The 14,251-nt window shown below is 60.9% G+C and carries 12 protein-coding genes; 8 read left to right on the forward strand and 4 right to left on the reverse strand.

The genetic code is table 11. From position 1 onward, the window contains the following. The first annotated feature begins 88 nt into the window (after positions 1 to 88). From AAE029_RS23340 to AAE029_RS23370, 7 genes are all read left to right on the forward strand, one after another. Complete coding sequence (locus AAE029_RS23340) at positions 89 to 3,016, forward strand: aminotransferase (protein ID WP_371075289.1); 2,928 nt, start codon at positions 89 to 91, stop codon at positions 3,014 to 3,016. Positions 3,017 to 3,542: 526 nt separating this feature from the next. Further along, complete coding sequence (locus tag AAE029_RS23345; protein WP_371075290.1) at positions 3,543 to 3,737, forward strand: hypothetical protein; 195 nt, start codon at positions 3,543 to 3,545, stop codon at positions 3,735 to 3,737. 217 nt (positions 3,738 to 3,954) lie between these two features. Next, the gene (locus AAE029_RS23350; protein ID WP_371075291.1) at positions 3,955 to 4,962 is read left to right on the forward strand and encodes a P1 family peptidase; all 1,008 of its coding nucleotides are present in this window, start codon (positions 3,955 to 3,957) and stop codon (positions 4,960 to 4,962) included. 112 nt (positions 4,963 to 5,074) lie between these two features. Then, positions 5,075 to 6,604 (forward strand): ABC transporter substrate-binding protein, encoded by a 1,530-nt coding sequence (locus AAE029_RS23355; protein ID WP_371075292.1) that lies wholly within the window; start codon positions 5,075 to 5,077, stop codon positions 6,602 to 6,604. Positions 6,605 to 6,661: 57 nt separating this feature from the next. Next, entirely contained in the window at positions 6,662 to 7,609 is a 948-nt protein-coding gene (locus AAE029_RS23360) for an ABC transporter permease (protein WP_371075293.1), read from the forward strand. A 2-nt stretch (positions 7,610 to 7,611) separates the two neighbouring features. Beyond that, on the forward strand, positions 7,612 to 8,481 hold the full coding sequence (locus AAE029_RS23365) for an ABC transporter permease (RefSeq protein ID WP_371075294.1): 870 nt from the start codon (positions 7,612 to 7,614) through the stop codon (positions 8,479 to 8,481). Positions 8,482 to 8,512: 31 nt separating this feature from the next. Then, entirely contained in the window at positions 8,513 to 9,916 is a 1,404-nt protein-coding gene (locus AAE029_RS23370; protein WP_371075295.1) for an amidase, read from the forward strand. Positions 9,917 to 9,933: 17 nt separating this feature from the next. Here the strand turns inward: AAE029_RS23370 and AAE029_RS23375 are convergent, their stop codons facing one another. The 4 genes from AAE029_RS23375 to AAE029_RS23390 form a co-directional block, all read right to left on the reverse strand. Next, positions 9,934 to 10,176: a hypothetical protein gene (locus AAE029_RS23375; RefSeq protein WP_371075296.1), complete on the reverse strand. Its 243-nt coding sequence runs from the start codon at positions 10,174 to 10,176 to the stop codon at positions 9,934 to 9,936. 257 nt (positions 10,177 to 10,433) lie between these two features. Continuing rightward, entirely contained in the window at positions 10,434 to 11,285 is an 852-nt protein-coding gene (locus AAE029_RS23380; protein ID WP_371075297.1) for an NlpC/P60 family protein, read from the reverse strand. 25 nt (positions 11,286 to 11,310) lie between these two features. Then, positions 11,311 to 11,661, reverse strand: a complete 351-nt coding sequence (locus AAE029_RS23385) for a MarR family transcriptional regulator (protein ID WP_371075298.1) — start codon at positions 11,659 to 11,661, stop codon at positions 11,311 to 11,313. A 212-nt stretch (positions 11,662 to 11,873) separates the two neighbouring features. Then, a complete protein-coding gene (locus tag AAE029_RS23390; RefSeq protein ID WP_371075299.1) occupies positions 11,874 to 13,265 on the reverse strand; it encodes a M17 family metallopeptidase in 1,392 nt (463 codons plus the stop codon). 149 nt (positions 13,266 to 13,414) lie between these two features. Between AAE029_RS23390 and AAE029_RS23395 the strand changes: the two genes are divergently transcribed. Further along, the gene (locus AAE029_RS23395) at positions 13,415 to 14,242 is read left to right on the forward strand and encodes a tetratricopeptide repeat protein (protein ID WP_371075300.1); all 828 of its coding nucleotides are present in this window, start codon (positions 13,415 to 13,417) and stop codon (positions 14,240 to 14,242) included. Positions 14,243 to 14,251 lie beyond the last annotated feature (9 nt).

Consider the following 14,251-nt stretch of genomic DNA (forward strand, 5'->3'; position numbering starts at 1 on the left):
TTTATGCATGTCGTTGCCGCAAAACCGCTGCACACTTTTGCGCGACATGCATTAGCATGGCGATATCGAATCGCTTGCGGGGGGAAACATGACCGACACAGCGCTTCTCGAAAGGATGCAGAGGCCGCGACCGGACGTCACGATCGCAGAAGCGGAGGAGCTTCTGCGGGACTATTACGGGCTTTCGGGCACATTGAAAGAACTCGGCAGTCAACAGGACCGCAACTATCGCATCGATACCGGCGAAGGCCGCTTCATCCTGAAAATCACGCATGCGGATTATGAAAGGATCGAGCTGGAAGCGCAGAATGCGGCGATCAAGCACCTGAAGTCCAAGCAGGGTGCGCCGCGCGTGCCTGATGTCATGGCGGCGACGGATGGCACGGAGATCATCTCCGTGAACGTTCGCGAGAAGAGCTATCAGATCCGCGTGCTGGAATATCTGGAGGGGGAACCGCTGACGAGGCGCAAGCACCTTCCCCCCGCCTCGGTCTCCGCTCTCGGCGAACTTTCGGCGCGGCTTGCCCGCTCGCTTGCGGATTTCGATCACCGCGGGCTCGACCGGAGCCTGCAATGGGACCTGCGCAAGGCGGGCCCGGTCGCCGTGCAGCTTCTTTCCGCCATTACCGATCACGAAGCGCGCGACCGCATCGCCAAAACCATGGTGGCCGCGGTACGCCGCATCCATCCGCTCGCCGGCCGCCTGCGGGTGCAGCCCGTGCATCACGATGTCACCGACGACAATGTGGTGAGCCGCCCCGAAGAGCGCGGCTCTCCGATCCCGGATGGTGTCATCGACTTCGGCGACATCATAAGGGGATGGCTGATCGGCGATCTCGCCGTCACTTGCGCCTCGCTGCTGCACCATGCCGACGGCGATCCCTTTTACATCCTGCCCGCGGTCAGGGCATACCACGCGACCTACCCTCTGAATGAGGAGGAATTGAAGGCGCTCTGGCCGCTTGTGGTCGCCCGCGCGGTCATCCTCCTTGCCAGCGGTGAGCAGCAGCTTGCCGTCGATCCGGACAACGACTATGTCCGCGGCAATATCGCGCATGAACGCGAGATTTTCGAAACGGCAACCTCCGCATCTTTCGACCTGATGGAGCACGCGATCCTCGATGTGGCAGGCATCACCGTCGCCCCGCCGGATATGGAGAGCTGGCATTCGCTCCTTCCCGACATCGCGCCGGAAAACATCGCCTATGCCGACCTCGGCGTGACCGGGCCGGATTTTGCCGAGGGCAACTGGTTCCGCCAGGACATGGACTGGCGGCTGCTGGCAAGAGCGGCGGCGGAGACGGGCATCGCGGCGACGCGCTATGGCGAATATCGTCTGTCGCGCACAGAGCTTAGAAGCGCCAAGCCGCCTCAGACCTTCGCGCTGCATGTCGACATGTGCCTGCCCGCCGGAACGGCCGTCACGGCGCCTTTCGGCGGCCGTGTCCAGCTTCAGGAGCAGCATCTCGTTCTTGTTGGCGCCGATGTCAGCCTGCATCTCGACGGGCTCGACTGTGCGCTCGAGGACGGTGCCGATGTCTTGCAAGGACAGCCGCTCGGGACGGTGGCGGGAGAGGAGGGCGCTATCGGTGGGCTGCGGGTTCAGCTTTGCCGTCTTCCGACAATGACGCCGCCGCTGTTCTGCAGTCCGGATCAGGTGGGCGCCTGGTCCGGCCTCTGCCCCTCGCCCGCAGCACTTCTGTCGCCTGGCTGCGATGCGCCCAAACCGGAAAGCGCGCAACTCCTTTCCCTGCGGCAGGCCCATTTCGCCAGCCCGCAGAAGAACTATTACAAGATGCCGCCGCAGATCGAGCGCGGCTGGAAGGAACATATGTTCGATGTCGAGGGGCGCGCCTATCTCGACATGATCAACAATGTCACCATTCTCGGGCACGGCCATCCGCGCCTGACCGCGGCGATCGCCGGGCAATGGTCGCGCCTCAACACCAATTCGCGCTTCCACTATGCCGCCGTGGCCGAATTTTGTGAACGGCTGGCAAAGCTCGCGCCGGAGGGGCTCGACACGGTCTTCCTTGTCAACAGCGGTTCGGAAGCCAATGACCTCGCCTTGCGGCTCGCCTCAGCCCATACGGGTGCGAAGAACATGCTCTGCCTGCTCGAAGGCTATCACGGCTGGTCGGTCGCCAGCGATGCGGTCTCGACGTCGATCGCCGACAATCCGCAGGCGCTTACCACCCGTCCGGACTGGGTGCACGCGGTCTCCTCGCCCAACAGCTATCGCGGCGAGTTTCGCGGACCGGATTCCGCCCCGGATTATGTGAATAAGGTGACTGCCGTCCTCGGAGCGATCGATGCGAAAGGCGAAGGCATTGCCGGCTTCATCTCAGAGGCCGTCTATGGCAATGCCGGCGGCATCTCGCTGCCTCAACACTATCTGGAGCAGGTCTATGCGCTGGTCCGCGCACGCGGCGGCCTTTGCATCGCCGACGAGATCCAGGTCGGTTATGGGCGTCTTGGACATTATTTCTGGGGCTTCGAACAGCAGGGCGTCGTTCCCGATATCATCACCGTCGCCAAGGGCATGGGCAACGGCTATCCGCTCGGCGCGGTTATCACCCGCCGCGCCATCGCCGAATCTCTGGAGAAGGAAGGCTATTTCTTCTCCTCGACCGGCGGCAGCCCGGTCAGCTCAGTCGTGGGCGTGACCGTGCTCGATATACTCGAGGACGAACAGCTCCAGCAGAATGCGAAAGATGTCGGCGATCATCTCAAATCACGGCTCGCCGCGCTGATCGACCGATTTCCGATCGCCGGCGCCGTCCACGGCATGGGCCTCTATCTTGGCCTGGAGCTGGTACGGGACCGGGAGACGCTGGCGCCGGCGACGGAGGAGACGGCGGCCATATGCGACCGGCTGCTGGACCTCGGCGTCATTACCCAGCCGACGGGCGATCACTTGAATGTGTTGAAGATAAAGCCACCCCTCTGCCTTTCCGTCGAGAGCGCCGATTTCTTCGCAGACCGGCTTGAAAAGGTGCTTGAAGAGGGCTGGTGAAGATCCGAGACTTCACCTGAACCGACCGCATTATCTTCGTGACGTTTTCGTGAAGTTCGCCTTTTAATGTTCGGCCCCCCATTGTCGTGGGTCGCGCGAGTTCCTATCTCAGCCTCGGTGGTCGAAGAAGCGCTTCGAACAGTCACCGGAATTGCACAAAGACGTGATAATGTTCTTTCAACAAATCCGGTAATTGTGAAACGAAATTTTTCCGATCGCCGACATTTTGACATGTTTCGGAATATGTTTCTGGTAGGTCATCTTCTATTGTCTACAAATAACGTAGATTACGAAGATGGTCGCCGCCGCTCTTGACTTCGTCAGGATCACACGAACGCAACGCCAACTGAGGAAGTGACATGCTGAAAATTAAAGCCTTCGCTCTCATCCTTGGGCGGTCGGTGCTTGGCAATGACCGTCCGGGCGCGCTCTCCCGCCCGAACTGTCGAATGTGACGTTCGTCCTCTCCCGGATCAAAACTGTCAATTCGCCATGACTGCGCAGGTGCGCAGTGGGAGTATATTTCATGAAGAAGCAAGTTATCGAATATGCAGGCGTTCCCGTTGGAATCGTCGTTCCGGATAATGACCGGCTAAAGTTCATCGCCGTGAAGTATCATGTTCACGATCTCGATGAACAGCGCTTTAGCTCGCCGGACGAAGTGAAGAGCGCAATCCACGACCTGCTCACGCGCCGCAACCCAAAACCTATCCACGTCTGAGGCGTGCCGTAACGGCAGCGCATAGGCCGGAAATCGGCGCCTCCAGCTCTGAAAACCCACTGACCGGCCCACCTATCGAGGCCGGTCTTGTTTTTTGGCGCTCTTTACGATCCTATCGGAATCGCTGCGCAGCCGTAATTCAAAGTGCTGCAGCGACCTTTGTGCGCCTGATAAGACGCACGGCGCTGTAGTGCCGGCAGTGGCGAAGGATTTTCCGGTGGCCGAACTTCTCAATCTCCTCACCGATATCGAAGGCGTTTCCGTCGGTCACGCAACCGATCTCCGTCTGGGCTCGGGCGTTACTGCGATCGTCTTCGACGAGCCTGCGGTCGCCTCGGGAACAGTGCTCGGTGGCGCGCCGGGCGGGCGGGACATGGCCCTTCTCGACCCCGCAATGACGGTCGAACGGATCGATGCGCTGGTCCTCTCCGGTGGCTCAGCCTTCGGCCTTGACGCGGCGGGCGGCGTGCAGGCGGGCTTGCGCGAAATCGGCCGAGGGTTTCAGGTCGGGTCAACACGCGTTCCGATCGTGCCGCAGGCGATCCTGATGGACCTGCTCAACGGCGGCGAAAAGGACTGGGGCCGGCACTCCCCCTATCGCGACATGGGTTACGAGGCTTTCAAGGCGGCGGCGAAGGGGATCTTTGCCCTCGGCTCCGTCGGGGCCGGCACGGGTGCGACGACCGCGACGTTCAAGGGCGGTCTCGGCTCCGCGAGTGCCGTTAGCTCCGCCGGTCACAGGATCGCGGCGCTCGTTACCGTCAATGCCCTCGGTTCGGCAACCATCGGCAATTGTCCGCATTTTTGGGCAGCACCCTTCGAACAGAATGCCGAATTCGGCGGGCTGGGCTGGCCCGCCTCCGTGACATCGGCCGATACGGCCATCAGGCTCAAGGGCTCGACCATCATGGCGACGACGATCGGCGCGATCGTCACCGATGCGCAATTGACGAAGGCTGAAGCGCACAGGCTGTCGGTTGCTGGCCATGACGGCCTTGCCCGCGCGCTGCTGCCGGCACATCTGCCCCTCGACGGCGATACGGTCTTTTCCGCGTCAACGGCTGCACGCCCGCGTAACGACATGCAAAATTTCATGGAACTCTGCCACCTGGCAACGATCGTGATGGCGCGCGCCATCGCCCGCGGGGTCTACGAGGCGACGGCTTTGCCATTTGCGAATTCGCTGAAGGCGTGGCGCGACCGTTTTTCGACGCTGTCTCAGTGAGAGAACGCGCTCGATACGAAAGGGATAATTCCGAATTGTTTTCAGTTTGAGAAACTGTCTTCCTTTTCAAGAAGAAGTCCAGAATAAAGAGCCATTTAACTTGGGGATCCGAATGACCAACGTCTCGCTTCCGCTCACGGTGCGCCTCTTCCGGCGGCTTTCCTTCGGCCTGGCCGTTTCGGCAGGGCTGATGATCGGCGCTGCCATCCCGGCGGAAGCTGCCAAAACAACGCTCAATCTTGGCATGAGCGTGGAGCCGACCGGTCTTGATCCGACCATCGCGGCACCGGTCGCAATCGGCCAGGTGACTTGGCAGAATATCTACGAAGGCCTGGTGACGATCGATGAAAGCGGCAAGATCATGCCGCAGCTCGCCAGGAGCTGGGAGATTTCCCCTGATGGCCTGACCTATGCGTTCAAGCTACAAAGCGGCGTCAGGTTCCATGATGGCGAGGCCTTCGATTCGACAGCCGCAAAATTCGCTCTCGAGCGCGCTCGCGGCAAGGACTCCATCAATCCGCAAAAGCGCTTCTTCGCCTCCATCGGGTCAATCGAGACACCCGATCCGGAAACGCTGGTGCTGCACCTGTCGGAACCGACCGGCAGCCTGCTCTACTGGCTTGCCTGGCCTTCCTCCGTGATGCTCGGTCCGCAATCGGCGGCAAACAACAAGACGACACCCATCGGCACGGGGCCTTTCAAGTTCGTCACCTGGGCAAAGGGTGACCATGTCGAACTCGAAAGAAATCCCGACTACTGGAACAAGGACCTGCAGGTGAAGCTCGACAGGGTGACCTTTCGCTTCATCGCCGACCCGCAGGCACAGGCCGCGGCGCTCAAATCGGGCGATCTCGATGCGTTTCCGGAATTTGCGGCACCGGAACTGATGGGCACCTTCGAGGGCGATGCGCGGCTGACAACGAAGATCGGCGATACCGAACTCAAGGTCATCGCCGGCATGAACAATATGCGCAAGCCCTTCAACGATAAGCGCGTGCGCCAAGCCCTCATGATGGCGATCGATCGCCAGACCGTCATAGACGGCGCCTGGTCCGGTCTCGGAACGGAGATCGGCAGCCACTTCACGCCGAACGACCAGGGCTATCGGGACATGACGGGGGTTCTGCCCTATGATCCGGAAAAGGCGAAGGCGCTGCTGGCGGACGCCGGCTATCCCGACGGTTTCACCTTCACCATCAAGACCCCGCAAATGACCTACGCGCCGCGCAGTGCCGAGATCATGCAGGCCATGCTTGCCGAGATCGGCGTGACGATGAAGATCGAACCCACGGAGTTTCCGGCAAAATGGGTGCAGGACGTCTTCACGGGACGCGACTTCGACATGACCATCGTCGCCCATGCGGAACCGATGGATATCGATATCTATTCGCGCGATCCCTATTATTTCAACTACAAGAACCCCGTCTTCAACGATCTGATGCGGAAGGTCCAGGCGACCGTCGATTCCGGCGAGCAGAACAAGCTCTATGGCGAGGCGCAGAAGATTCTCGCCGAGGACGTGCCTGCGCTCTATCTCTTCGTCATGCCGAAGCTCGGTGTCTGGGACAGGAAACTCAAGGGCCTGTGGGAAAGCGAACCCATCCCGTCCAATGTGCTGAGCGGCGTCTTCTGGGACGAATAGATCGCTGGCCGGCCAATCATAACCGCCTGAGGCTCAGGCTTCGCCATTGGACACGAGATGATCGCACTTCTTTCACGCCGGATATCGAGCCTGCTGCTGACGCTCCTCATCGTTTCGCTGGTGATTTTCGCGATCATGGATCTCCTGCCCGGCGATCCGGCGTCAATCATGCTCGGCACCTCGGCGACCTCAGAAACACTTGCGGCACTGCGCCACGAAATGGGGCTCGATCAGCCCCTGATCCTGCGCTACGGGCAGTGGCTGGCCGGCGCACTGACCGGAGATCTCGGACAGTCCTATACCTACGGCGTACCTGTGGCTGGCCTCATTCTCGAGCGGTTGGCGGTGACTTTGCCGCTCGCGCTGATGGCGATCATTCTTTCCATTCTCATCGCATTGCCGCTCGGCGTGCTCGCCGCCGCCCGACGCAACAGCGTCTTCGACGTCATTGCCTCGGTCTTGTCGCAGATCAGCATCGCCGTTCCTGCCTTCTGGGTGGCGCTGCTGTTGATCATCCTGTTTTCGACCACGCTCGGCTGGATGCCGGCCGGCGGCTTTCCCGGCTGGCGCAGCGGACTGATGCCGGCTTTCCAGGCGCTGCTATTGCCAGCCCTTGCCCTTGCCCTGCCCCAGGCGGGCGTGCTGACACGTGTGGCGCGCTCCGCCGTGCTTGAGACGATTCACGAGGATTTCACGCGCACGGCGGTCGCCAAGGGCCTTTCGACACAATCGGTGCTCTGGGGCCATGTTGTGCCCAATGCGCTGGTACCGGTTCTGACTATCCTCGGGCTGCAGTTCACCTTTCTAGTCGCCGGCGCGGTTCTCGTCGAAAACGTCTTCAATCTTCCGGGGCTCGGACGCCTCGCATATCAGGCACTATCGCAACGCGACATCGTCGTCATGCAGGATGTGGTGCTGTTTTTCGCCGGCTTCGTCATCACCATGAATTTCCTGGTCGATCTTTCCTACATGATCATCGATCCGCGATTGCGGGATGGAGCCTGACCATGGCCTCGATCTCCTCGCCTTCCACCAATTTCCCCAGGGGATCGCCCTTTTTCCGGATTCGGCGCCGGTACAATCTCGTTGCCGGTCTCGTCATCACCGCAGCCCTTGCCGGTGCCGCAATTCTATCGCTTTTCTGGACGCCGCTTCCGCCCGCCAGAATGCAGATCATCCATAAATTGCAGCCGCCGCTCTCCTACGGCATTCTCGGCACAGACCAGCTCGGGCGCGACGTCCTCTCCATGCTGATGGTCGGATGCTGGAACTCCCTCTCCATCGCGGTAACCGCGGTCGCCATCGGCGGAATGCTCGGCACGATCGTCGGGGTGGCTGCCGGCGCGCTTCGCGGCCTCTTCGAAAGCGTGACAATGCGCATCTGCGATGTTGTTTTCGCGCTGCCGCCCATCCTTTCCGCCATGGTGTTGGGCGCCTTCCTCGGGACGGGCCGCTTCACCGCGATCATCGCCATCGCCGTCTTCATGATCCCGGTTTTTGCGCGAGTGACCCTTTCCGGATCGCTGCAGGCCTGGAGCCGCGACTATGTCATGGCCGCGCGAGCGATCGGCAATACCCGCCTTGCCATCACCATGCGCCATGTGCTGCCTAACATTTCGAACCAGATCATTGTGCAGGCGGCAATCCAGCTCGGGCTCGCCATCCTGACGGAAGCGGGGCTCAGCTTTCTCGGACTCGGCATGGCGCCGCCCGCGCCCACCTGGGGCCGGATGCTCGCAGACGCGCAGACCTATCTTTCGCTGGCGCCCTGGCTTGCCATCCTTCCCGGGCTTGCCATTGCGATTTCTGTCTTCGGCTTCAATATGCTGGGAGATGGGTTGCGCGACCTCCTCGATCCACGGGAGCAAAGCCGATGAATTTTAGAACAATAGCTTCAAGAGATAGTCGATGAACGATCTGATCGGCCTTTCCATACGCGAGCTACGACGCCAATTTGCCAGCAAATCTCTGTCGCCGCTCGAGTACTGGTCGGCACTTGAAGGACATATCGCAGCATGGGAACCGACCATCTGCGCCCTCTACGCCTATGATCCGGAGGAAGCGCGCAGGCAGGCGCGGGCTTCGACGGAGCGCTGGACGAAGAGCGAGCCGATGGGACCGCTGGACGGCATTCCGGTAACGCTGAAGGAGCTGATTGCGACCAAAGGCCAGCCGGTGCCGCTCGGGACGAAAGCAATGGAACTGAAGCTCGCCGAAGCCGACGCACCGGTCGCCGCCCGCCTGCGCGAAGACGGAGCCGTGATTTTCGCCAAGACCACCTGCCCGGACTACGGCATGCTCTCCTCCGGCCTTTCCAGCTTTCATCATCTGAGCCGCAATCCCTGGAACCCGTCGCAAAATCCGGGCGGATCCAGCGCGGGTGCCGCCGCAGCGGCCGCGGCCGGATACGGTCCCTTGCATATCGGCACGGATATCGGCGGTTCAGTTCGGCTTCCGGCTGGATGGACCGGCGTCTTCGGTTTCAAGCCGACCCACGGCCGCATCCCCATTGATCCCTACTATATCGGGCGCTGTGCCGGACCGATGACCCGCACGGTCGAGGACACCGCCTATGCCATGGCGACGCTCTCGCGACCGGACTGGCGCGACGGCACCAGCCTGCCACCGAACAGCTTCGACTGGCTGGATCTCTATATCGACGTCCACGGCATGAAGATCGGCCTGATGCTCGACGCCGGATGCGGCTTGCCCGTCGACGACGAGGTCCGGGACGCCGTCGTCAAAGCGGCCCGGCGGTTCGAGGAGGCGGGAGCCATCATCGTATCCGTCGATACCGTGCTGACGCGAGAGATGCTTGACGGGCTCGACACTTTTTGGCGCGCACGGCTCTGGGGTGAGATCGCCGAACTCAGCGAGGAGCGTCGGGCGATGGTTCTGCCCTATATCCTCGAATGGGCGAGCGGCGCAGAAGGCATCACCGGCGCGGAGGCCATCAAGGGCTTCAACCAAACAATCGAGATGCGCAAGACCTGCGGACGACTGTTCACCCAGGTCGATGCGGTGCTCTCGCCGACCAACCCGATCGTTTCCTATCCCGCGGAATGGGCTTCCCCCACAAATGATCCGGCCCGCCCCTTCGAACATATCGCCTTCACCGTGCCCTGGAACATGTCCGAGCAGCCGGCGGCTTCGATCAATTGCGGGTTTTCGCGGTCGGGAATGCCGATCGGTCTGCAGATCGTCGCACCGCGCTTCGACGACATGCGCGTCTTGAAGCTCTCAAAGGCCTATGAGAGCTGGACCGGTATTACCTCGTGGCCTACAGCGCCATGCGCTCAAACCAATCCGTAAAGATGCTGCGGTCTGACCTACAGGGTTGCAGCGCCCTTCTCCTCGATATTCGCGCCGAGCTGGTGAAGGGCCTTATCGATGATACGCAGATCGTCCTGCAGCCCATCGTCGTCGGCAGCCATCGAGCTCTCGGTCGCGGCGCGCTGGACATCACGGGCCTCGATCCGCAGATCGCGAAGCAGGTCGACCTTCTCATCCACCGGCATCACGCTGTCCTCGATAATCTCCTTTACCTTCAATCCGATCGTGGAAGCGGCCATTGTCCCGTTCCTTTCAAGCAAGGTTGTCATCGGGCTGCGAGGATAACGGCTTCGGGAAGATGCAGTTCCGCTCGAGCGGTACGCTCAAGCCCTTTGTTTTTGGGCAATTCCGAACGGAAAACCGCTTCGCACTTTCTTGGAATTGCCTAAGCATGTCGCGCAAAAGTGTGCAGCGGTTTTGCGGCAACGACATGCATGAAAACAACAAGCTAATGCCTGTCGCGTGAATCTCTTTTCACGCGACAGGCTTTAGGCAATCACGGAACAGGGCGGCGATAGCCCGTCGGCTGATCGTATAGCCAGCCGATGCGCTTCACGGCCGCTTCGAAATTCTCGCGGGCCACGGTCATCGTGTGACCGTTTGCATGAATGATCGTTTCTGGGTCTTCCATGATTGCCACATGCCCTTTCCAGAAGACCAGATCGCCCCGCCTGAGCTCAGAGCGGTCGATAACCCTACCGAGACCGGACGCCTGCATATCCGTATCGCGCGGCGCTGCCCGCCCCGTCATCTGCAGGGCCAGCTGGACCACCCCCGAGCAATCTATCCCGAAACCGGAACGCCCACCCCAGAGATAGGGTGTTTCCATGAAGCGGGTCGCGATCTCGACATAATCTCCACCGTCATTATAGCCAAGCGGCCTGCAATGGGCCGCGTAAAGGGCCGTTCCATCCTCCAACAGGACGTAATGATTGCCGCGCGTCTCGGCTTCGCCGACAACCTTGATGCGGCTTCCCATCGATAATACGCCGACATGAGGTTTTCTGAGCTCCGGCTCCGGATAGACGAAACTGCGTTGCACGGCGATGACATGCGTCGGTTCCGGCTGCGGCTCGCCTAGGGTTCTTTCCGGCAAGTAACCGACATATCCGTCAGCAAGCGCCTTGACCCAGCACCAACCGTCGGCGCGATCAAAAACCGTGACCTCCTCGCCAAGCAGCAGTTCCGTGTCTATCCCCATGGCCAAGTCTGGCTTCGGCCGAAGCGCTGCTACCGGAATGGCGACCCTTGCCTTCGTTCCCTCGACAAAGGGTGCGGCTTCGATCTTGCCTTCAAGCCCTGCTTCGGCGAGGTCGGGCCGGAAAGCATTGAGACGCCGGTCGAGCATGATGTTTCCTTCCTTCAGATCTAATTCAAATCGGCAAGCGGCGGCCCTGGTCCCTGACCAGATCCCCCAGCTTTTCCAGATAAAGCGCGCCGCCGACGGTGCGTTTGATGATGACATTGCGGCGGTCGCGCTCATCGCGGACGCGATCGACCAGCCCCATTTCTCCCATCGTGTCCAGCGCCCTGGTGATGACGGGCTTGGTAACCCCGAGCGTTGCCGCAAGACCTCGCACCGTATGCGGCGGCGGCACGAGGTAGATATGCAGCAGGATCGCCATCTGCCGGAGCGTGAGATCCCGGTTGTCCAGCCGGACCTGTTCCAGCGCCACCCCATGCCAGAGACCAAGTGCCTGAGAGGCAGTCAATTCAACGGGCAAGGAGAACTCCGACACGATTACACAAAGCGCATATTCCGAATACCGGACGCGATTTTTCGGAGAAATTATGCGCGGCTCAAAGCATTGCTTCGCCCCATGCGCATCCAGAATGCAGGGCGCAGCGATCTCTCATTTTCCCGCATGCGCCCCGGAGAAACAAGAGGCGGCAGAAATCGCCGCCTCTCAAGGTAAATAAAATTCTAATAAAAAGCTCAGCGAATGCTCTGACGAATATGATGGTAAAGAGCGCGGATCGCCTGCGCTTCACCGCCGCCCGGCGAATGCGGACGCTCGGACTGAGCCCAGCCATAGATGTCGAAATGGACCCAGCTCTGCGTCTTCGTGACGAATCGCTTCAGGATAAGAGCGGCCGTGATCGCGCCCGCCATGCCGCCCGAGGGAGCATTGGTGATGTCGGCGAATTTGGTGCGGATGTCCTTGTCGTAGCCCATGTAGAGCGGCATGCGCCATAAGGGGTCGTCCGTTTCGAGGCTCGCCTCGATCAGGTCATGGGCAAGGTTGTCGTCATCCGTGAAGAAAGGCGGCAGATCGGGACCAAGTGCGACGCGGGCGGCGCCCGTCAAGGTCGCCATATCGATCAGGAGATCCGGTGCTTCCTCGTCGGCATAGGCGAGCGCATCGGCGAGAATCAGCCGTCCTTCGGCATCGGTGTTGTCGATCTGAACCGTCAGCCCCTTGCGGCTCTTGTAAATATCGCCGGGGCGGAAGGCATTCGACGAAATCGAGTTCTCGACGGTGGGAATGATGACGCGGAGATCGACCTTCAGCTTGGCATCCATGATCATGAGCGCCAGACCCATGACGTTGGCGGCGCCGCCCATATCCTTTTTCATCAGCAGCATGGAGGAAGCCGGCTTGATGTCGAGGCCACCGGTATCGAAGCAGACGCCCTTGCCGACCAGCGTCACCTTGCGATGTCCCTTCTTGCCCCAACGCAGCTCCAGGAGCCGCGGCGCATCGGCGCCGGCGCGGCCGACCGTATGTACCAGCGGGAAGTTTTCCTTCAGCAGGTCGTCGCCGATGATGACGGACATCTCCGCCTTGTAATGTTCGGCAAGAGCGCGGAAGGCGGCTTCAAGCTGCTCCGGGCCCATGTCGTTCGTCGGCGTATTGATGAGATCGCGGGCGAGGAAGACGCCGGCAAGCTGGCGCTTGATGTCGGCGGCGTCGGCATCGCGGGGGATCAGAAGCGTTGGTGCAACCGCTTTTTCCGAACGATAGCGATCAAAACGATAGCTGCCGAGACCGAAGCCGAGAGAAAGCCGGTTTGCCGTCAATGGCGCAGTTTCAATATGCCAGTCGCCGGCGGGCAGCGCTCTCGCCAGCTTGCCTGTCAGAAATGGCTGTTCCGACGGGTTGGTCCCGAGACCGAACAGGGCGCCACCGAGATGGCCCTCCGCGGTCGGGATCAGCAGCAATGAACCGCTTTCCGCCTTGTAGCCTGCCTTGCGGGCCCAATCGAGCGCGATGGGATCGATTGCACCGGTCTCGATATGGGCCGGCGTGACGGCGAAAATGGGCAGGGTCCTGCTCCCCTTGGTGTTGAAGGGAGTGGGTCTTTCGATGAACTGGTAGGGAGCCATAATTATCCTTCGGTGATCGCATTCAGAATCGCGAGATTAACTGAGTGTTAGGGTTAACAGACTATTGCTGGAGTGAAGATTGCGTCAAACCTTTCCCCTGTTCCGTTTGGAGGCCTGGCGCGGCATTTCTACCTTCTCTGGAACACGCAATGACCTCCCCGGCAACGCCTCTCCTCAAGACCCGCATTCTGCATGGCGCCTGTGCCGCTTTGATAGCGCTAGCACTTGCCGGCTGCACGACCACGAAGGACAGGATGAGCACCGGGTCGATACCGAGGCTGACGAAGCCGGTCGAGGAAATGAATGCGACCGAGCTCCGCGCCGCGGCGGAAAGCATCGGCAGGGCCTACGAGAAAAATCCGGGGAATCGCGACGCCGGCATCAACTATGCCAATCTCCTGCGCATGACCGGCCGCGATGCGCAAGCGCTTGCGGTCATGCAGCAGGTGGCAATTACCAATCCGAACGATCGCGGCGTTCTGGCTGCGTACGGCAAGGCCCAGGCGGCGAGCGGGCAATTGCAGCAGGCCCTCGATACCATCGGCCGCGCGCAGACCCCCGATCGTCCCGACTGGAAGCTGATGTCAGCCGAAGGCGCCATTCTCGATCAGCTCGGACGTGCCAGCGAGGCGCGTCAGCGCTACCGCAACGCGCTGGACATCCAGCCGAACGAACCGTCGATCCTGTCGAACCTCGGCATGTCCTATGTATTGACCGGCGATCTCAGGACGGCGGAAACCTATCTGCGCTCAGCCGCAAGCCAGCCCGCGGCCGACAGCCGGGTTCGCCAAAATCTCGCCCTCGTCGTCGGGTTGCAAGGCCGTTTCCCTGAAGCCGAGCAGATCGCACGCCGCGAACTTTCGCAAGAACAGGCCGACGCCAATGTCGCCTATCTGCGTGCCATGTTGTCGCAACAGAATTCCTGGCAGAAGCTTGCTGCGAAGGACGATAGCCCCGCCAGCAGCAACACCAATTAAAGGCCATCA

Origin of the sequence: Sinorhizobium sp. CB7 (genome assembly GCF_041357635.1) — a bacterium.
In the GTDB taxonomy this organism is placed as follows: domain Bacteria; phylum Pseudomonadota; class Alphaproteobacteria; order Rhizobiales; family Rhizobiaceae; genus Rhizobium.